General features: G+C 66.8%; 19 protein-coding genes. 8 read left to right on the top strand and 11 right to left on the bottom strand.

Translation table 11 applies throughout. The annotated features are described in order from the left end of the window. Nucleotides 1-24: 24 nt before the first annotated feature. On the bottom strand, nt 25-282 hold the full coding sequence (locus ACEN9K_RS03155) for a hypothetical protein (protein WP_018769651.1): 258 nt from the start codon (nt 280-282) through the stop codon (nt 25-27). A gap of 437 nt (nt 283-719) precedes the next feature. Here ACEN9K_RS03155 and ACEN9K_RS03150 point away from each other — a divergent pair, with 437 nt between their 5' ends. Together ACEN9K_RS03150 and ACEN9K_RS03145 are read left to right on the top strand one after the other, a co-directional pair. Then, nucleotides 720-2,309 (top strand): MFS transporter, encoded by a 1,590-nt coding sequence (locus tag ACEN9K_RS03150; protein WP_223993553.1) that lies wholly within the window; start codon nt 720-722, stop codon nt 2,307-2,309. Nucleotides 2,310-2,517: 208 nt separating this feature from the next. Next, nucleotides 2,518-3,633, top strand: a complete 1,116-nt coding sequence (locus ACEN9K_RS03145; RefSeq protein WP_018769649.1) for an FUSC family protein — start codon at nt 2,518-2,520, stop codon at nt 3,631-3,633. Here the strand turns inward: ACEN9K_RS03145 and ACEN9K_RS03140 are convergent. Further along, nucleotides 3,601-4,374 carry an SDR family NAD(P)-dependent oxidoreductase gene (locus tag ACEN9K_RS03140; RefSeq protein ID WP_018769648.1) on the bottom strand — a complete coding sequence of 258 codons (774 nt, stop codon included), beginning with the start codon at nt 4,372-4,374 and terminating at the stop codon, nt 3,601-3,603. The genes ACEN9K_RS03145 and ACEN9K_RS03140 overlap by 33 nt on opposite strands. Before the next feature lie 164 nt (nt 4,375-4,538). Here ACEN9K_RS03140 and ACEN9K_RS03135 point away from each other — a divergent pair, with 164 nt between their 5' ends. Next, nucleotides 4,539-4,862: a hypothetical protein gene (locus ACEN9K_RS03135; RefSeq protein ID WP_144601428.1), complete on the top strand. Its 324-nt coding sequence runs from the start codon at nt 4,539-4,541 to the stop codon at nt 4,860-4,862. Between the two features lie 6 nt (nt 4,863-4,868). Here ACEN9K_RS03135 and ACEN9K_RS03130 read toward each other — a convergent pair whose 3' ends face one another. The 7 genes from ACEN9K_RS03130 to ACEN9K_RS03100 form a co-directional block, all read right to left on the bottom strand. Further along, nucleotides 4,869-5,198: a GNAT family N-acetyltransferase gene (locus tag ACEN9K_RS03130; protein ID WP_018769646.1), complete on the bottom strand. Its 330-nt coding sequence runs from the start codon at nt 5,196-5,198 to the stop codon at nt 4,869-4,871. Nucleotides 5,199-5,213: 15 nt separating this feature from the next. Further along, nucleotides 5,214-6,554, bottom strand: coding sequence for an acyltransferase family protein (locus ACEN9K_RS03125; protein ID WP_224084223.1), 1,341 nt, complete (start codon nt 6,552-6,554; stop codon nt 5,214-5,216). 89 nt (nt 6,555-6,643) lie between these two features. Next, nucleotides 6,644-7,048 (bottom strand): DUF1304 domain-containing protein, encoded by a 405-nt coding sequence (locus ACEN9K_RS03120; protein ID WP_478222459.1) that lies wholly within the window; start codon nt 7,046-7,048, stop codon nt 6,644-6,646. 59 nt (nt 7,049-7,107) lie between these two features. Then, on the bottom strand, nt 7,108-7,971 hold the full coding sequence (locus ACEN9K_RS03115) for a class II fructose-bisphosphate aldolase (RefSeq protein WP_144601426.1): 864 nt from the start codon (nt 7,969-7,971) through the stop codon (nt 7,108-7,110). After that, nucleotides 7,971-9,437, bottom strand: coding sequence for a GntP family transporter (locus ACEN9K_RS03110; RefSeq protein WP_134166059.1), 1,467 nt, complete (start codon nt 9,435-9,437; stop codon nt 7,971-7,973). The genes ACEN9K_RS03115 and ACEN9K_RS03110 overlap by 1 nt, the downstream gene beginning before the upstream one ends. A 163-nt stretch (nt 9,438-9,600) precedes the next feature. After that, nucleotides 9,601-10,500: an NAD(P)-dependent oxidoreductase gene (locus ACEN9K_RS03105; protein ID WP_018769641.1), complete on the bottom strand. Its 900-nt coding sequence runs from the start codon at nt 10,498-10,500 to the stop codon at nt 9,601-9,603. Between the two features lie 51 nt (nt 10,501-10,551). Then, nucleotides 10,552-12,030, bottom strand: a complete 1,479-nt coding sequence (locus ACEN9K_RS03100) for a four-carbon acid sugar kinase family protein (protein ID WP_018769640.1) — start codon at nt 12,028-12,030, stop codon at nt 10,552-10,554. Between the two features lie 174 nt (nt 12,031-12,204). Here ACEN9K_RS03100 and ACEN9K_RS03095 point away from each other — a divergent pair, with 174 nt between their 5' ends. Then, nucleotides 12,205-12,909 carry a FadR/GntR family transcriptional regulator gene (locus ACEN9K_RS03095; RefSeq protein WP_018769639.1) on the top strand — a complete coding sequence of 235 codons (705 nt, stop codon included), beginning with the start codon at nt 12,205-12,207 and terminating at the stop codon, nt 12,907-12,909. A 97-nt stretch (nt 12,910-13,006) separates the two neighbouring features. Beyond that, a complete protein-coding gene (locus tag ACEN9K_RS03090; RefSeq protein WP_018769638.1) occupies nt 13,007-13,219 on the top strand; it encodes a dodecin in 213 nt (70 codons plus the stop codon). A gap of 82 nt (nt 13,220-13,301) precedes the next feature. Here ACEN9K_RS03090 and ACEN9K_RS03085 read toward each other — a convergent pair whose 3' ends face one another. Together ACEN9K_RS03085 and ACEN9K_RS03080 are read right to left on the bottom strand one after the other, a co-directional pair. After that, nucleotides 13,302-13,508, bottom strand: coding sequence for a hypothetical protein (locus ACEN9K_RS03085; protein WP_018769637.1), 207 nt, complete (start codon nt 13,506-13,508; stop codon nt 13,302-13,304). A gap of 140 nt (nt 13,509-13,648) precedes the next feature. Further along, nucleotides 13,649-14,548 carry a helix-turn-helix transcriptional regulator gene (locus tag ACEN9K_RS03080; protein ID WP_026265828.1) on the bottom strand — a complete coding sequence of 300 codons (900 nt, stop codon included), beginning with the start codon at nt 14,546-14,548 and terminating at the stop codon, nt 13,649-13,651. 212 nt (nt 14,549-14,760) lie between these two features. Here ACEN9K_RS03080 and ACEN9K_RS03075 point away from each other — a divergent pair, with 212 nt between their 5' ends. From ACEN9K_RS03075 to ACEN9K_RS03065, 3 genes are read left to right on the top strand one after another with little or no spacing between them, the layout of a single operon-like run. Further along, nucleotides 14,761-15,594, top strand: coding sequence for an aldo/keto reductase (locus ACEN9K_RS03075; protein ID WP_018769635.1), 834 nt, complete (start codon nt 14,761-14,763; stop codon nt 15,592-15,594). Between the two features lie 49 nt (nt 15,595-15,643). Continuing rightward, nucleotides 15,644-16,615 (top strand): aldo/keto reductase, encoded by a 972-nt coding sequence (locus ACEN9K_RS03070; RefSeq protein ID WP_056391073.1) that lies wholly within the window; start codon nt 15,644-15,646, stop codon nt 16,613-16,615. Next, nucleotides 16,609-17,631, top strand: coding sequence for an SDR family oxidoreductase (locus tag ACEN9K_RS03065; RefSeq protein ID WP_134166056.1), 1,023 nt, complete (start codon nt 16,609-16,611; stop codon nt 17,629-17,631). Before ACEN9K_RS03070 ends, ACEN9K_RS03065 begins: the two co-directional genes overlap by 7 nt. Nucleotides 17,632-17,660 lie beyond the last annotated feature (29 nt).

Here is a 17,660-nt window from a genome sequence, read left to right as displayed (position 1 = left end):
GGTGCCGGTTACTTTAGGTGCCGGTTACGAGGAGTGCGGCATCTGCGGCCGGCCGGTGCGGTGGACGGCGGTCACGGCCGCCTCATGTCCCATCCGGCCATGGCCGGCAGCCCGGTCCTTGGGATGCCGGCGCTTCCCGTAGCCGTCCGGCCATCCACTTTGCTGCTCCATCGGGCCGGTGCCCATGACCGCAGGGCCCGGTGCCACCGGCGCATCCATGGCCGCCGCAAGGTGGTCCGCCACCTCGGGGTTGATATGGAACTGGTTGGACTGTTCACCCATTGTGGTTCTTCCCTTCTTTCCTTCGTTCTTCCTTGAAACGAAACGCCAACGAAAAGCGTCCGGGCGCGCGCGGACTGTTACCCGGAAAGAGGTGTGTTCATCGCTCTACCATAGGCATGCCACGGGGTCCTGTGAACCCCCTCCAAAGGCCGTGGCCCCGGTCACTTTCGCGGCCGCCATCACCCAAAAATGGGACCTGAAACGGTTCCGGACGGAAAATTTTTGGTAACACCGCCGTTGATCAGCGTGCTTCCCAGTAATGGCGCGGGAAAACGCGGCACAAAAAGTTGCGGAATCCACCCCTGGAGTGGCCCAAAAGGGCGCACTCTACGCCATTGAACTGCCGGCGCGCTACAGAAATCCCGTAAAATTGAAGGCCTGCCCAGAGCGGGGCAGCTACAAGTCGCAAGCAAATGACCTCCATAGGAGTTGCCCAAATGCCCACAGACCGAAGCAGGACCGACTCTCCAGCAGGCGCCAGGAACGCCAGCGGAACAGACCCGGCAGCCCCCGTGGCTGCCAAGAAGCCCAGGCTGCTGCCGCGCCGCCGGCTCAAGGAATCAGATGTCAACGTGGTGGACCAGCCCATGCTCAAAAAGGCGCTCGGCGGAACCATTGTTGGCAACACCATGGAATGGTACGACGTAGGCGTCTTCGGCTACCTCATCACCACCATGGGGCCGGTATTCCTTCCCGAGTCCGACCCCACCACCCAGACGCTGTTCCTGCTGGGAACCTTCGCCGCCACCTTCATCGCCCGCCCCCTGGGCGGCGTCATCTTCGGCTGGCTGGGCGACAAGGTGGGCCGCCAAAAGATCCTGGCCACCACGCTGATGATCATGGCGGCAAGCACCTTCGCCGTCGGCCTCCTGCCCGGGTACGCACAGATCGGGCTGTGGGCCGCCGCGCTGCTGGTGCTCCTTAAGGTCGTCCAGGGCTTTTCCACCGGCGGCGAGTATGCCGGTGCCACCACGTTCGTGAGCGAATACGCGGCTGACAAGCGCCGCGGCTTCTTCGCCAGCTTCCTGGACCTGGGCAGCTACCTCGGCTTCGCCATTGGCGCCGCCCTGGTTTCCGTCCTGCAGCTCACGCTTGGCCAGGACACCATGGAGGACTGGGGCTGGCGCATCCCGTTCCTGGTGGCAGGTCCGCTGGGCCTGATCGCCGTCTATTTCCGGAGCAAGATCGAGGAATCGCCGCAGTTCCAGGCAACCCTTGATGCCCAGGAAGAAAACGCCAAGAATGCATCCGCCGGAGACACCGCGACGGCCAAGGGACCTGTGGGCATCGTCAAGGCCTACTGGCGCCCCATCATCGTTGCCATGGTGGTGGTGGCCGCTGCCAACACCGCCGGTTACGCCCTTACCTCCTACATGCCCACCTACCTGACGGAGTCCAAGGGCTACGACGAAGTCCACGGCACGCTGCTCACCATTCCGGTACTGGTGGTCATGAGCCTGTGCATCCCGCTGACCGGCAAGCTGTCCGACCGGATCGGCCGCCGCCCGGTGCTATGGATCGGCGCCGTGAGCACCATCGTCCTGGCTGTTCCGGCATTCATGCTGATAGGCATTGGGCAGATCTGGTCCACCCTTGCAGGGCTTTCGCTGATTGCCTTCCCGGTGACCTTCTACGTGGCCAACCTGGCCTCGGCCCTGCCGGCACAGTTCCCCACGTCCAGCCGCTACGGAGCCATGGGCATTGCCTACAACTTCGCCGTGGCCATCTTCGGCGGGACCACGCCGTTCATCGTGGCAGCCCTGATCAGCGCCACGGGCAACGACATGATGCCTGCCTACTACCTCATGGCAACCTCCCTGGTGGGCGCCATCGCCATCTACTTCCTGAAGGAATCCGCCAACCGTCCCCTGCCGGGCTCCATGCCCAGCGTGGACACCCAGGCGGAGGCGAAGGAACTGGTGGCCACCCAGGATGAGAACCCGCTGATCGACCTGGACGAACTGCCGTTTGAAACCCAGGACGGCATCGACGCCCAGGCTGGCCGGAAGGTTCCGGCGGGAGCATAATCCCGCCGGCCGCCCGGGCACTCTTGTAGCCCACGCTCACAGGCCCGTCCCGCGTGTTTCCTTGGGGGAAGCACGCCGGACGGGCCTTGGCGTTCCTGCCGGATGTCCAAGTGTGACTGCCGGCAATATGACTCCGTCCGGTGCCGGTGGTACGTTCCCAAAGGCCCCCGGGCCGCTGCAGGACAACAGGACAGGACAGGTCGGGAAAATGAAGCGCGTCATGGAACAGGTCCGCGCGCTGCACCGGCTTGAACCTGCCAACAACGACCATCTTGCCGCCCTGCGCGTGGCCCTCAGCGTGGCGGTCCCGTCGCTGCTCCTGCTGGCCGCGGGCCGGACCGACCTCATGATCTACGCCGTGTTCGGCGCATTGACCGGCATGTACGGCCGGTCAGAACCCCACCAGCTGCGGCTCCGGCATCAGGGCCAGGCCGCCCTGGTGCTGCTCACCGGGGTAGCCGTGGGGGTGACGCTGTCCATCAACCACATCCACTCTTGGTGGCTGGTGGCGGTGGAAGCCACGCTGGCTGGAGTGGGCTCGGTGTACTCGGACCGGGTACACCTGAAACCGAACGGGCCCTTCTTCGGCATCCTTGCCCTGGGTGCCTGCGCCTCCGTTCCCACCACAGTCCCCTGGTACGCCGCCATACTCATCGCGGGCGGGTCCGCGCTCTTCTCCATACTGATCGGCTTCAGCGGCTGGATGCGCCGGAGGGCCTGGAAACCCGGCGCCACCAGGAGCGTGCCGGCCCGCTCATCGGCGGGACGGCGCGAGCTGGCCGTCCACGCTGCCAGGTACGTCCTGGCCGTCGGTGCTGCCGGGACCGTGGGGGTCATCAGCGGCAGCGGCCACCCGCACTGGGCGATGGCCGCAGCCGCCGTACCGCTCGCCGGCGCAGACCTGCCCAGCAGCGTCCGGCGCGGTGTCCACCGCATCGTGGGGACGTTCCTTGGCCTGGCGGTTACCGCCGTCGTCATTCTTCCGGGCCCCTGGGCGCTCGCTGCGCTCTACCCCGCCTTTGAGGAGCCGGCGCACCACGCCACGGTGCTGGCCCTGCTGGTCATCCTCTTCCAGTTCGCCACCGAGCTGTTCATGACCCGGCACTATGGCTTGGCGATGGTCTGGTTCACGCCGGTGATTCTGCTGATGACCCAGCTGGCCTTCCCTGCCGAACCGCAGGTCCTGATCCTTGAGCGAGCGGTGGAAACGCTGGTGGGCGCACTGCTGGGGATCCTGGTGGTGGTGGCTGTCCGCCGCCCCGGCGCCCGCACGCCTGCCGCGTTCCCGGCGCTACTTCGGTTTCCGCGCCGGCCCCGCCATTAGCCGCGCCGGAGCAACCTTGGCCACCGCTGCCACCACCTTGTAGCGCTTGGACGGGATGGACACGGCCTTGCCGCGCTCGTTGTCCGCCAGCCCTTCACGGACCACCCGATCCGCGCGCAGCCACGTCCAGGACGGGGCCACGGACTTGTCCATCCCCATCCGGTCGTGGAACTCGGTGTGGGTGAAGCCGGGGCAGACCGCCGTGACCTTGATGCCCCGGCTGCGGTAAGCCAGATTGGCCCACCGGCTGAAGCTCACCAGCCAGGCCTTGGCCGCCGAATACGTGCCGCGCGGCAGGAACGCCGCCACGCTGGCCACGTTGATGATCCTGCCCTGCCCGCGCTCCAGCATGCCTTTGAGCGCCGCATGTGTCAGCACCATGGCCGTTTCCGTGTGCAGCTTCAGGTGCTTCTTCTCCTCTGCCGCGTGGTTGTCCTCGAAGTTGTGCAGCAGGCCGATCCCTGCGTTGTTCACCAGGATTCCCACCGGGCGGCTGGTGTCTTCCAGGCGTTCGACGACGGCGGCAACGTCGTCATCGTCCGTCAGGTCTGCGGGAAGCACCTCAGCCGTGATTCCGTACCGGCGACGGAGGTCCTCTGCTGTTTCCGCCAGCCGGGACGCGTTGCGCGCCACCAGGACCAGGTCATGCCCCTGGGCGGCAAGCTGCCTGGCGAATTCGTGGCCGAGCCCGGCGCTGGCCCCGGTGACGAGTGCTGTGGTTCGGGAGGTGGTAGGCGTCATGCTGCAAGCCTAACCACGGGATGGACAACCACTGTATGGGCGGCCCTGACTTGTGCATTATTTAGTAAGCATGCTTTGCTTATGGCGTAGATGAACCTCCGCAAGCAGTTCGCGGCGGGGCTGCCAACGCCGGCGGTTCCGTGAAAAGCCCAAGGAAGAACATAATGACCACCGCACCGGAAAACCAGCTGACGGCGTTTGGGGAACGCAGCGAGGCAGCTGGGCAGCTCTTGGCCACCACCGTACCCGTGGACGCTGGGCTGCTCATGACCCTGAATTCCCGCATGCACTGCCGTATGCCGATGCAGCGCGTAGACCATGCGGAGATGTCGGTCCGGGAGCCCGTTTACGTCGACGGGAACTCCATCGTTGCCCTGGGGCCCGGGTCCGTCCCGGAGAGCGTAGTCACCTACCGGTGCGCCTGCGGCTTCACCATCGACGATCCCGGCGCCGCCATGCCCGTCACCGACCAGGCCCTGGCCAGCTAGTTCCGCTCAGCGTTCCGGCCAGTCGACGAATTGGCCGTAGCCTTCGTGCTTGCGGAGGTAGCTGGAGATGAACGGGCAGTGCGGAATGATGCGCTTCCCGGTGGCCACCACGTCGTCCAGGGCAAAATGCGCCAGGACCTTGCCAAGGCCCTGGCCTTCAAACTCCTCGCCGGTCTCGGTGTGGGTGAAGTCGATGTGCCCGGGAAGGTCGCGGAAGAAGGCCTTGACAGCCAGCCTTCCATCCACCAGAAGCTCATACCGGTGCTCGGCGTCATTGCGCTGCAGCGAGACATTGGCGGTGAAGGTGTCCTCCGTGGACGCGGTGTTCTCGGTCATGGTTCGACACTGGCACTACTTCACGCCGCTGGCAATGCCCCTTGGGCCCCTCTTCCCCGGACCCCGCTTCCGGCCCCCGGGGACGGCCCTCCGCCGCCGCAGCGGCAAACCGCCCAGCAGGAGGATCGCCACGGTGAAACACACGGTACCCGCTGCCAGCAGGCCCAGTGAGAGGCCGTTGAGGGCGGCGTCCGCCACGGGAATAAAGACCACCACGACGGCGGCCCCGGCGGCGGCGGGTCTGCAGCGGAAGGCCTGGGGCGCCGTCGTCCGTTCCTCCAGGCGGCCAAAGGCTGCGGTCGCCGGCAGGAGCAGGAGGACCAGCGCAAGGACCACCAGCGGGCGCGACCACCACCATCCAGCGGTACCGGACGACGGTTTGGGGACCGGCGTCAGGAGCAGCAACCCGGACATGGCGCCCAACAGGGGCAGGTGCCACAGGTAGACCGTCAGCGACCTGGCACCCGCCAGCTGCAGGAGCCGGGCGATCCAGCGGATCCCGGCGAGGGGTGCCAGGACGGGCCGCGCCAGTTCCATCACCGCCAGCTGGGAAACGCCCAGGATCACCAGGGTCAGGTTGGGCGGGTTGAGGTTGACCAGCATGTTGCCGCGGTACAGGCCCAGCCCCGTCACGAGTCCCAGCAGCAGATGTGCCGCCACCGCGACGCCCACAAGTCCGGAGCGGGAGAGCGGGGCCAGGTAGCCATCGGCGGCCAGGAAACCCAGCTGCTGTACGGCGCACCACACGAACACCAGGTTGACATTGGCAAGGTCCGGCAACGCCCCCCTGAAGCAGTCCACGGCAACCACCAGGCCGGCCAGCAGCGCAAGGGTCAGCCAGGGCGCGCGGTGGTGGAGCGCCGCCAGGACTGGAATGTTCAACTGCGCCGCGAGGTAGGCTGCCAGGAACCACAACGGCATGCCCGCCCCGGTGGCCACGAGTTGGACCACCTGCCGGTCCACGCCCAGCGCGGCTGCCGCGGACAGGCCCGCCACCATGGTTGCCAGCAGCGCCGTGGCCGGGCGGACCAGCCGCAGGAGGCGCGCACGGATGAACTGGGCCGCCGTCCCGCCGCCTGCCTTGAGCCGGCGCCAGGATTGCAGGCCCGTGATGCCGCCGGTGACGAAGAACAGGGGCATCACCATGAAGATCCAGATGACGGGCTCGAACCAGTCCTGCTCGGCCAGGGTGTTCTCGGTGGTCACGGTCCCATCAGGGTGCAGGACCGGGCTGACCATCATGGAGTGCCCCACCACCACCAGGACCAGGCAGACCAGGCGGACAAGGTCGATGGCCGGATCACGGTCTGCCGTGTCCGTTCCGGTTACTGTCCCCCGCGTCCCGGCGCTTCCCATGGGGGCCTATAAGGACTTGACGCTGCCCATGCCACCATTGTGCCCCCGGCGGCCGCGCGGATTTAAGGACTTAAGCCGGTTGTGGATCCTTACTGCAGCGTTGCCAGGAGTCCCAGCACGACGGCGACCAACGGTGTGGTGCCCTGCGTCAGGGCGGCGCGGAGGTACTTTCGCCCGGTCAAGGCCAGGACGGCGGCCGCCAGCAGCATGGAGCCGCAGCAGCTGAAGATGAGCGTCCACCCTGCCACGTCCTGCGCCGATCCCGGGCCGCCAAGCGCCACGAGTCCTATGCCGATGAATGCCCCGATGGCCAGGAACAGGTTGTAGAAGCCCTGGTTGTAGGCCATGCGCCTGGTGGTCTCGGCATCGGACCGGGAGGCCAGGCCGAAGCGCTTCCAGGTGGCAGGACGTGTCCAGGTCAGCGACTCCATGGTGAAGATGAAGACGTGCAGCGCGCCGGCGAGGAAGGCAAAAAGAAGGGAGGCCAGGACCATTGCTTGATCCTAGCCTCCCTGTGGGGTCCGCCAATCCAGCGGCGGCGCCTGCTGCGACGTCAGCGTGCCAGCGTGGCCAGCGTGGTGGCGGCAAAGCCCTTGGCCGACCGGTTCCAGATGGCCAGCAGGCCCTGCAGGTTCTCGCCGTCCGCGCGGTGGGCGGGAAGCTGGTCCTGGAGGGTGGCCAGCACCCCGGTCCGGAGCTCGGTGTTGAAGTTGACCTTGCCCACGTTCATGGCCGCAGCCTTGACGAGCTCCCCGGAGGGGATGCCGGAGGCGCCGTGCAGGACCAGCGGAATGTGGACCCGCGCCGCGATGTCCTGCAGCACGTCCCAGCGCAGCCGCGGCTCACCCTTGTACTTGCCGTGGACATTTCCAACGGCCACTGCCAGCAGTTCCGCACCGGTGCGGGCTACGAAGTCCTCCACCTGCGCCGAGTCCGTCAGTCCTGCCACGTCCACGCCGGACTGGCCGGCCGGCTGCTCGGCCGAGAAGGCACGGTCCTCGTCGCCTGCAAGGCCGCCCAGTTCCGCTTCCAGCACCACGTCGGCGCCCAGCAGGGCCCGGGCCGCCCGGACAAGTGAGATGTTCTCCTCATACGGAAGTGATGAACCGTCGGCGAGGACGGAATCCGCCCCTGCCGCGACGGCGTCGGCCATGACCTTGAGGTCGGAGGCGTGGTCGAGCTGCACCGCGACAGGCACCGCGGCAGCGTCGGCCAGGCCGCGCAGCGCCGCGATGAGCCGGAGTCCGTTTGCGGTGGCGGCGGTTTTGGGTGCCACCAGCAGGATTACGCCCCGGCCGGATTCCTCTGCGGCGCCCACCACGGCCAGCGCGGTGGTGAAGTCGTAGCAGGTGAAAGCGGGTACCGCGGAACCCTGCTGCAGGGCGGAGGTGACCAGGTGGTCCAGTCGGGTCTGCATCAGGCGCCCAGTCCTCCCACCAGGATCCAGGCCACAAAGGTCAGCGCGAAGCCGGCCAGGCCCAGGATGGTGGTCAGCACGGTCCAGGTCTTCAGGCCGTCGGAAACGGTGAGCCCGTAGTAGCGGACCACAACCCAGAAGCCGGCGTCCGTCACGTGGGACAGGCCCAGGGCGCCGAAGCCGATGGCGATCACGATCACGGCGATCTGCGCCGGGCTGTAGCCGCCGCCGCTGACCGCTGCGGACAGCAGGCCGGTGGTGGTCACGATGGCCACCGTGGCTGAACCCTGGGCCGCACGCAGCGCCAGCGAAATGATGAAGCCAAGGAGCAGCAGGGGTACGCCCAGGGTGTCCAGGGTCTTGGAGAGCGCCGAACCGATACCTGAAACCTGCAGCACGTTGCCGAACACGCCGCCGGCGGCCACCACCATCAGGATGGAGGCGATGGGAGGCAGGGAGCCTTCGAAGATTTCGCCGGTTTCCTTGAAGGACCAGCCGCGGCGGACGGCCAGCAGGAAGAAAGACAGCGCTACTGCCACCAGCAGCGCCAGGAAGGGGTTGCCAACGAAGGCCGCCAGGCCATACAGGGGGTGGGACTTGGGGAGGATGAGGGTGCCGGCGGTACCCAGGAGGATCTGCACGATGGGCGCGGCAATCAGGAAGATGATCAGGGCCGGCCGGGGAGGTGCGATGGCGGCGGCACCGGGGCCGTCGTGGCCCACCTTGACCAGCGAGTCGGAGCCGAACTCCTCCACCTGGGCCTTGACGGCGGGCAGCAATTCGTAATCCTTGCGGTTCATGATGGCGGCAACCCAGTAGGACAGGAACCCCAGCGGGATGCAGATCAGCAGGGAGATCAGGGCGATGAGTCCGATGTCGGCACCGAGCACGCCCGCACCGGCCACAATCCCGGGGTGCGGCGGGACTGCCACATGGATAGCGAGCATGATGCCGGCCATGGGCAGGCCGAACTTGACCGGGTGGACCTTGGCGATCTTCGCGAACGCGTACACGATGGGCACCAGCACGATGATGCCGACTTCGAAGAAGACGGGGATGGCCACCAGGAAGCCGACGGCGGTGAGCGCTACGGCCACCCGCCTGGCGCCCAGCTTGCGGGTGAAGTGGTCCGCAAGGGACTGGACGCCGCCGGACACCTCGATCATCCGGCCCAGCACGGCGCCAAGCGCAATCAGGATGGCCACCTTGCCCATGGTGCTGCCCACGCCGCCGGACACCACCGTGAAGATGTCCTGCAGCGGGATGGTGGCAGCCACGGCAACCAGGATGCTGACGGTAAGCAGGGCCACGAAGGCCTGGATCTTGAAGCGGATGATCATCACCAGCAGGATGGCAATGCCCACCGCCGCGATGGTGAGCAGTACCGGGGTGCCCAGCTCAACGGCGGGCTTGATGGCCGGGGCGTCGGCCGCCCGCTGTATCAGCGGGGTCATGAGGTGGTTCACGGGAAAATGTCTCCTTTGACGTGCCGTCCGGGGCAGACGGGCATCAGGTCTTACGGCGGGGATGGAACGCTGCGGAACAAAGCCGGCAGCGCTGGGAGGTACGACGACGGCGGAGGGGGGACCGCCGTCGTCGCACCGTTTGAGGGCCTACTGCCGGGTAGGCCTACTTGGTGCGCTTGGTGGGCGCAACGACCTTGATGACGGCGGAGTCATCGGCGGCGGCGAGTCCCTGGGCCTGGCCCAGGAGGTAGAGCTGCTCGGCGGCGGCGGCAACGGGGGCTGCCAGGCCGGCGGCACGGGTGGCCTTGCCCACGATGCCCATGTCCTTGACGAAGATGTCCAGGCGGGACAGGACCTCGGCGCCGTCCTCGTCGTAGGCCTCAAGGATGCGGGGGCCGCGGTTGGAGAGCATGAAGGAACCTGCGGCACCGGCTTCCAGGGCGGCGAGGGTCTTGGCCTGGTCCAGTCCCAGCGCGTCGGCCAGGGCCAGGGCCTCGGCCGCAGCGGCGATGTGCACGCCGCACAGGAGCTGGTTGACGGTCTTCAGGGCCTGGCCGTCGCCGGGGTTGTCGCCCACCACCGTGAGCGTGGAGGCCAGCAGGTCCAGGGCCGGGGCGGCCTTCTCGCGGGCTTCGGGGGAAGCGCCCACGACGATCAACAGGTCACCTTCGCCGGCGCGTTTGGGTCCGCCGGACAGCGGGGCGTCCACCAGGTCCACGCCGTATTCGGCCAGCTTGGCCACGGTGGCGGGAATGGCGTCCGTGCCCACGGTGCTGCCGAGGATCACGACGGCGCCCGGCTCGAGAACGGAGGCCACGCCGTTCTCGCCGAAGAGGACGTCGTTGAGCTGTTCGCCGTTGCGGACGGCCAGGAGGACTGCGTTGGCGCCCTTGGCGGCTTCGCGTGCCGTGGTGAAGGTGGCGATGCCGGCTTCTTCCGCCAACTTGAGGCGGGGCTCGGCGATGTCGAAGCCGTGGACGGTCAGCTGGGATGCCAGGCGGGTGGCCATGGGCAGGCCCATGGCGCCAAGGCCCAGGACGGTGACGGTGTAATTGCTGGTCATGGTGTTCTCCATTGAATTCTTGCGGGAATCAGGGTTCGTGCCGGGTGGGGATCAGAAGGTGTTGCTGAGTTTGCGGGTGACCTGGGCCAGGGAGTCGTCGTCGCCAACGTTGCCGGCGAACACGATGTACGGGATGCCCTTGGCAGGTCCGTCCACCGGTTCCCAGAGGCTGACGATGCCGGGCAGCATGGGGCCGCGGACAATGGCGTGGCGGATTTCCAGGCCGTGGGCCGCGACGTCGGAGGAGGTGATGCCGCCCTTGGCGATGACGAACCGCGGAGGGAAGGTCTTCAGGGTCCGGTTGACCACGTCCACGACGGCGGCGGAGACGGTCCGGGCGATCCGCAGGCTCTCGGCGGGGTCGTCCGTCTTGATGAGCAGGCGGCTGGTGTGGACGATGACGTCACCGGCGCGGAGGGCGTCGACGACGGCGTCCACCGTCTGGTCCAGGTGCGCCTTGGCGTCCGGTTCGGCGCCGAGGAGCTTTTCGACGTCGATCTCGATGATGCGCGCGGAGCTGTGCTGGGCCGTGAGGACGTTCAGCTGCCGGGTGGTGAGGCCAACATGCGAGCCCACCACGATCAGGCCGCCCGCCTCTGACGGGGTGTTGCCGGCATAGGCCTCTTCGGCCGTGAGCGCGGTGCGGATTTCCTGGCCGATGCGGCCGCGGACGAATGGGGGGCCGACGCGGTAGAGGAGGTTCTTGCCGCGGCGTTCCGCTTCTTCAAGGCCCAGGGCCAGTGCCCGGAAGTCGTTCTCGGTGACGATGTCGGCCACGATGGGCGTGGAGTCGGTGGCCGGCTCGATGGCATCGGCAATGGCCTTGGCGGAGATGGCCGGGTCCTGCGCGGCGGCGCCTGCACGGATGATGTTCAGGTCCAGGACGATCACGGAGTCTGCGGGGAACCTGCCCTGCGACTTTTCCGCCACGTAGTCGGCCATGACGGATGTGCTGAAGCCGAAGGAGGCGTCCCTGGCGAACTCGGTCTCGGAGACGGGGACCAGGGTGCCCTTGGCGTCACCGGTGCCGCGCATGTAGTGGACGCCGCCGATGGTGAGCCGGCCGGCGTCGGGGAATGCGGGAACCAGGACAACGCCGTCGGTCTTTTCCCCGCTCACTGCGGCAACAGTGGCTGCGATGACGTCCGGTTCCAGCGGGTAGTGGCCCCGGAGGGTGGAGTCGCTGCGGCTGACGAAGCCTAGGCGCAGGCCGGAACCTGCTGCTGCCAGGGCGTTCCGGACCACTTCGCCGTTGCGGGCCGCGGCCTCTGCCGGGTCGAGGCTGCGGGTGTTCGTGAGGACGTAGACGGCGGGCTTGTCCTGGCCGAAGGCCCAGGTGAAGTCCTCCACGTCCCAGCGGGTGAGAACGGGCAGGTCCGCCACGGACTGCGTGCCGGTGGGGTCGTCGTCGAGCACTACCAGGACACGGGGAACCTCCGCGTTGGAAGCGGCCAGCGCGCCGGCAACCAGCCCGGCGGGGATCTCCATGTCAGCCGGGTAGGCGGCCAGAACGTCTGCTTCAAGCGTCACAGTGCACTCCGTTGTGTAGCGATCCGGGCGGACGGATCCTGATGTAAGGGTAACTGTAAGATGTCTGACATCTTGCATTTGAATGTTAGTGTGGCACACGGCATACGGACGCGCAAGTACACTTGTCTGACATATCCGCCAGGCGTCGGCCGGGCACAGGGATCGGGGGGCAACATGGCACGGAAGTCACTGGTAGGCGTGGTGGCGGACGAACTGCTGGACCGCATCATCGAAGGCGAGTTTCCACCCGGTTCCACCGTTCCCGGCGAGCACGAACTGAGTGCCCGCCACGAGGTCAGCCGAATGACCGTCCGCGAAGCCATGAAGACGCTGCAGGCCCAACGCATCCTGAGCGTGGAGCGGGGCCGGGGAACATTCGTCAACCCGTTGAGCCGCTGGGCTTCGCTGGAAGCCGTGCTCCGGGCCGCGTCCGAGGGCAAAAATGATGCAGACGCCTCCATCCAGCTCATCGAACTCCGCCGGATGCTCGAAACGGGAGCCTGCGAGCTTGCGGCCGGACGGATCGCCGAGGAGGACATCAAGGCCCTCTTCAACTACATCGCGGCAATGAAGGCCGCCCACAGCATCAACGACGTCGCGGCCTTCGTGGAGGCAGACCTGGCCTTCCATGACGTCATCCTGCACGCATCCGGGAACGTCTTCGTATCGGTCCTGTTCGAGCCGCTGCACCGCGTGCTGGAAAAGCGCCGGACTGAGACCTCTGCCGTTCCGGCAATCCAGGAGCACGCCATCGGCCATCACCAGAACATTGCCGAGGCCCTGGAGTCCCGCGATGCAGCCCGGTCACGCCAGGCCATGGACGCCCACATGCAGCAAACCCTCGACGACCTGAAGCAACTGGTGCTGGAAGCCAAGTAGCCGGCGCGCGGACAGGGTCTGTTCAACGCTCCCGCAGTCCCACTAGGCTTCAGGGACGGCCCGCAACCGGGAGCAACGATGATCACGAGGAGCGAAGTTGTCCAACCACACGTACAGCATTTCTGAAATTGTCGGCACCTCCACCCAGGGCGTGGATGACGCCGTCCGCAACGGTATTGCCAAGGCATCCCAGACCCTGCGGAACCTTGACTGGTTTGAGGTCAAGGAGGTCCGCGGCCACCTGGAGGACGGGAAGATCGCAGACTGGCAGGTCACCATCAAGATTGGCTTCCGCCTGGAAGAGCACTGACTTAAGCAACTGACCCGCAGCCATCGTCGCAAAACCTGGTTTTAACGACGGTGACTGCGGGTCAGTTCTGCTTTAAGGCGCCCTAGTTCGCTGTGCCCTGGCTGCGCCGCCGCCAGACTGTTGGGACGCCGTCGAACGCGGGGAAAACGTGGCCCTCAAAGAAGGACAGGACCGTGTGCGGATCGAGGTCCGGGCTCCAAAGACCCGAAACCGGGCAGTGCGAACCGGTGGCGGTGGAAGCGGCGCCGGCGGACGCCTGGCGCTCCTTCAGCAGGGCGATGCGTTTCATCGTTGAGACCATCCTGGGTGTGAAGACTGGGCAGGGAAAACGTGTACTCCCACCCTAGGAAACGCCTGGTCAACGGCCAATGGGCGGCTGGCCAGAATCACCGCCCTTCGCTGGACGAATGTACAGGAGCACGGCGGCTTTCAGCCCGCTTCTCCGCTTTCGCCCACCGCCGCGGGGTCGCGGCCCGGGCGGACGTCCGTCCCCGCGCCAAGGCTGCCCAGCAGGGCAAGGGCGTCCGACGACGGCGATCCCGGCCGCGCGGAGTACACCCGCAGCGTCTGGTCAGGATCCTCCGGCAGGACAAGGTTTTCGAAGTTCAGCTCCAGGTCCCCTACCGCGGGATGGTGCAGCCGGACGGTGCCGGCCGAGCGGGTGGCCACCCGGTGCCCGGCCCACCACTGGCGGAAGTGTTCACTGTGGACCGCGAGCTCGCCCACCAGGTGGCTGGCCTGGGGGTCGTTGGGGTGCCGTCCCACGTCCAGCCGAAGGGATCCCGTGGCCTCCGCCGCGACCGTCTTCCAGTCCCTGAACAGTTCCCGGGCTGCGGGGTCCAGGATGGTCCAGCGGGTGAGGTTCCGCTCCGCGGGCGGCAGTGCCGGGAAGTCCGTGAACAACAGGAAGGCCATCCGGTTGCCTGCAAGGACATCGCTGCGCCGGCCCAGCACCATCGCGGGCACCTCCCCCACGGCGTCGAGGAGCTGGCGCAGCGCCGGGCGGACACCCTGCGCAGTGTTCGCGCCGGGTTCGCGGGGAGCGCCGGCGCAGTTCTCCAGCAGGTCCAGCATGTGCGCGTGTTCGCTGCTGTCCAGGCGCAGCGCCCTGCCCACTGCATCCAAGACCGTCCGCGAGGGGTGGATGTTCCGCCCCTGCTCCAGCCGCACGTAATAGTCGGTGCTGACGCCGGCAAGCCGCGCCACCTCCTCCCGCCGCAGCCCCGGAACCCTTCGGGCCCCGGTGCTGGGACCCGTTCCGGCAACGTCCGGGCTCAACCGGGACCGCATGGCTTTGAGGAACTTTCCGAACTCCGCGCTTTGACCCATGCAGACCATTCTGCCTGCGATGACTGCCCTCCTCTACAACGAAGGTAGGACTGGCAGTCCTAGGAAAAACAGGAACAGCCTTGCCTGCTGACTTGATGGCGAAAAGTGCATAGGCTCGGGAGTGAGCCGGTGGAAACCGCTTTCTGGACGGCGTCATACCCCCGCACCACCCGGCCCTAAATCCCAGCACCAGACTTTCCAAGGAGCACACCATGTCAGAGCTGACCCCGAACCTGACCCTGAATAATGGCGTCACCATCCCGCAGCTTGGCTTCGGCGTCTTCCAGGTCCCTCCGGAGGACACCCAGCGGACCGTGGAGGACGCGCTGGAAGCGGGCTACCGCCACATTGACACCGCCGCGGCCTACCGCAACGAGGCAGGGGTGGGGGCGGCACTTGCCGCCACCGGGATAGCACGTGAGGACATCTTCGTCACCACCAAACTCCGCAACGGCGAGCAGGGCCGGGCGCAGGAAGCGTTCCAGAACAGCCGCAAGGCACTGGGCCTGGACTTCATCGACCTCTACCTCATCCACTGGCCGGTCCCCTCACAGGGGCTCTTCGTCCAGGCCTGGAAGGAGATGGAGCGGTTGTACGAGAACAAGGAAATCCGCGCCATCGGCGTCTCCAACTTCCTCTCCGACCACCTCGACACACTGCTGGAGTCGGCTGAAACCGTTCCGGCCGTCAACCAGATCGAACTGCACCCCAGCTACCAGCAGGCGGACCTCGCAGCCAAGTGCCGGGGCCTGGGCATCGCGGTGGAGGCCTACAGTCCGCTGGGGCAGGGCGGGGACCTGAACGGAAACGCCGTCACGGCAATCGCCAATGCCCACAACGCCACGGCAGCCCAGGTTGTGCTCGCCTGGCACCTTGCCGGCGGAAACATCGTCATTCCCAAGTCGGCGAACCCGGACAGGATCCGGGAAAACTTCGCAGCCTCGTCCCTGCAGCTTTCCCAGGACGAACTGGCCGCCATCACGGCACTGGAGTCCGGTGCCCGCATCGGGTCCGATCCCGCCGTCGCCGCCTTCACCCAGATGTAGCGTCCGGCAACCCAGCCGCCGGAACGCTCCGCCACCGAAAGGATTTTCCATGCAGTACACGCACCTTGGCCGCTCCGGCCTGAAAGTTTCCCGCCTCTGCCTGGGCACCATGAACTTCGGGCCTCAGACGGAGGAAGCGGACGCCCACAGCATCATGGACTCCGCGCACGGGTCCGGCATCAACTTCTTTGACACCGCCAACGTCTACGGCGGGGCAGACCACCGCGGCTGGACCGAGGAAATTATTGGGCGCTGGTTCGCCAAGGGCGGCGAGCGCCGCGAGCACACCGTCTTGGCCACCAAGCTCTACGGCACCATGACGGACCGGCCCAATGAATCCAAGCTCTCGGCACTGAACATCCGCAGGGCCCTGGATGCGAGCCTCAAGCGGTTGCAGACCGACTACATCGACGTGTACCAGTTCCACCACATTGACCGTGACACGCCATGGGACGAGATCTGGCAGGCCATCGAAGTTGCCGTCCAGCAGGGGAAGATCCTCTACTCGGGCAGCAGCAATTTTGCCGGCTGGCACATCGCCCAGGCCCAGGAAGCAGCCCGCCGCCGGAACTACACCGGCCTGGTCAGCGAGCAGTCCATCTACAACCTGTTCATGCGCCAGGTGGAACTTGAAGTCATCCCGGCGGCACAGCAATATGGCCTTGGCTTGATCCCCTGGTCGCCCCTGCAGGGCGGGCTGCTGGGCGGTGTGCTGAAGAAGGAACGCCAGGGCGTGCGGCGGACCGAAGGACGGGCGGCCGAAACCCTGAAGAAGCACCAGGACCAGATCCGCCAGTACGAGGACTTCGCCGATGAACTGGGCCATGAGCCCGGCGACGTTGCCCTGGCGTGGCTCCTGCACCAGCCTGCCGTGACCGCCCCGATCGTCGGCCCGCGCACCCAGGAACAGCTGGACGCCGCCATCCGCGCCCTGGACGTCTCCCTCGATGACGACGCGCTCAAGCGGCTGGACGACATCTTCCCGGGACACCGCACGGCGCCGGAAGACTACGCGTGGTAACCCCGCCTGTTGCCGATACGGTGGCGCCGCGGAGCATCCTCTTCATCGGCGGCACCGGCGTCATCAGCACCGCGGCGGCGGAACGGGCCGTCGAGCTCGGCCACCGGCTGACCATCCTGAACCGGGGCCGGTCCACCCGGCCGGTCCCGGACGGGACCGAAGTGCTGCACGCGGACGTCCGGGATGCGGCGTCGGTCCGGGAGGTCCTGGGAGGCAGGGAGTTCGACGCCGTCGCGGACTTCATCTCCTACACCCCGGACCAGGCGCAAACAAGCATGGACCTGTTCCGGGAGCGGACTGGCCAGTTCGTCTTCATCAGTTCCGCCTCCGCGTACCAGAAGCCGCCCACCAGGCTGCCTATCCTGGAGTCGACGCCGTTGAAGAACCCCTTCTGGCAGTACTCCCGGGACAAGATCGCGTGCGAGGAACTGCTTTTCCGGGCCTACCGGGAGCAGGACTTCCCCCTGACAGTCATCCGGCCGTCGCATACCTACGACCGCACCAAGATCGCCATGGTGGGCGGCTGGACGGACATCCACCGGATGCGCAGCGGCCTCCCCGTCATGGTCCACGGCGACGGCACCTCGCTGTGGACGCTGACGCACAGCAAGGACTTCGCCAAGGCGTTCGTCGGGCTGCTCGGAAGGCCGCAGGCGGTGGGCGAGAGCTACACCATCACCTCTGACGAGTACCTGCCCTGGAACCAGATCTACCGGCTGTTCGCCCGGGCAGCTGGGATCCGGGAGCCGGAACTGGTGCACGTGGCGTCCGAGACCATCGCCGCCCATGACCAGGAACTCGGTTCCAACCTCCTGGGCGACCGGTCCCATTCAGTGGTCTTTGACAACACCAAGATCAAGTCCCTGGTCCCGGACTACACCGCAACCATCCCGTTCGCGGACGGGGCCCGGGAAATTGTGGACTGGTACGACAGCCACCCGGAGCTGCAGCAGGTGGACGAAGCCTATATGCAGCTTTCGGACAAGCTCACCGGCTGGTCCCGCCAGGGCGCCTGAGCCTGCGTCGCCGGTATCGCTGGGGCCGC

It is taken from the genome of Pseudarthrobacter sp. Pseusp20 (assembly GCF_059492155.1).
The sequence above is the reverse complement of the archived record's forward strand: the minus strand, read 5'-3'. Positions and strand labels throughout refer to the sequence as shown.

Coding starts and splice junctions, on each gene's coding strand:
- ACEN9K_RS03070 (WP_056391073.1), top strand. CDS start 15,644: ATGCAGTACACGCACCTTGGCCGCTCCGGCCTGAAAGTTTCCCGCCTC.
- ACEN9K_RS03135 (WP_144601428.1), top strand. CDS start 4,539: ATGACCACCGCACCGGAAAACCAGCTGACGGCGTTTGGGGAACGCAGC.
- ACEN9K_RS03155 (WP_018769651.1), bottom strand. CDS start 282: ATGGGTGAACAGTCCAACCAGTTCCATATCAACCCCGAGGTGGCGGAC.
- ACEN9K_RS03095 (WP_018769639.1), top strand. CDS start 12,205: ATGGCACGGAAGTCACTGGTAGGCGTGGTGGCGGACGAACTGCTGGAC.
- ACEN9K_RS03125 (WP_224084223.1), bottom strand. CDS start 6,554: ATGGGAAGCGCCGGGACGCGGGGGACAGTAACCGGAACGGACACGGCA.
- ACEN9K_RS03140 (WP_018769648.1), bottom strand. CDS start 4,374: ATGACGCCTACCACCTCCCGAACCACAGCACTCGTCACCGGGGCCAGC.
- ACEN9K_RS03105 (WP_018769641.1), bottom strand. CDS start 10,500: ATGACCAGCAATTACACCGTCACCGTCCTGGGCCTTGGCGCCATGGGC.
- ACEN9K_RS03085 (WP_018769637.1), bottom strand. CDS start 13,508: ATGAAACGCATCGCCCTGCTGAAGGAGCGCCAGGCGTCCGCCGGCGCC.
- ACEN9K_RS03130 (WP_018769646.1), bottom strand. CDS start 5,198: ATGACCGAGAACACCGCGTCCACGGAGGACACCTTCACCGCCAATGTC.
- ACEN9K_RS03150 (WP_223993553.1), top strand. CDS start 720: ATGCCCACAGACCGAAGCAGGACCGACTCTCCAGCAGGCGCCAGGAAC.
- ACEN9K_RS03080 (WP_026265828.1), bottom strand. CDS start 14,548: ATGGGTCAAAGCGCGGAGTTCGGAAAGTTCCTCAAAGCCATGCGGTCC.
- ACEN9K_RS03120 (WP_478222459.1), bottom strand. CDS start 7,048: ATGGTCCTGGCCTCCCTTCTTTTTGCCTTCCTCGCCGGCGCGCTGCAC.
- ACEN9K_RS03145 (WP_018769649.1), top strand. CDS start 2,518: ATGAAGCGCGTCATGGAACAGGTCCGCGCGCTGCACCGGCTTGAACCT.
- ACEN9K_RS03115 (WP_144601426.1), bottom strand. CDS start 7,971: ATGCAGACCCGACTGGACCACCTGGTCACCTCCGCCCTGCAGCAGGGT.
- ACEN9K_RS03075 (WP_018769635.1), top strand. CDS start 14,761: ATGTCAGAGCTGACCCCGAACCTGACCCTGAATAATGGCGTCACCATC.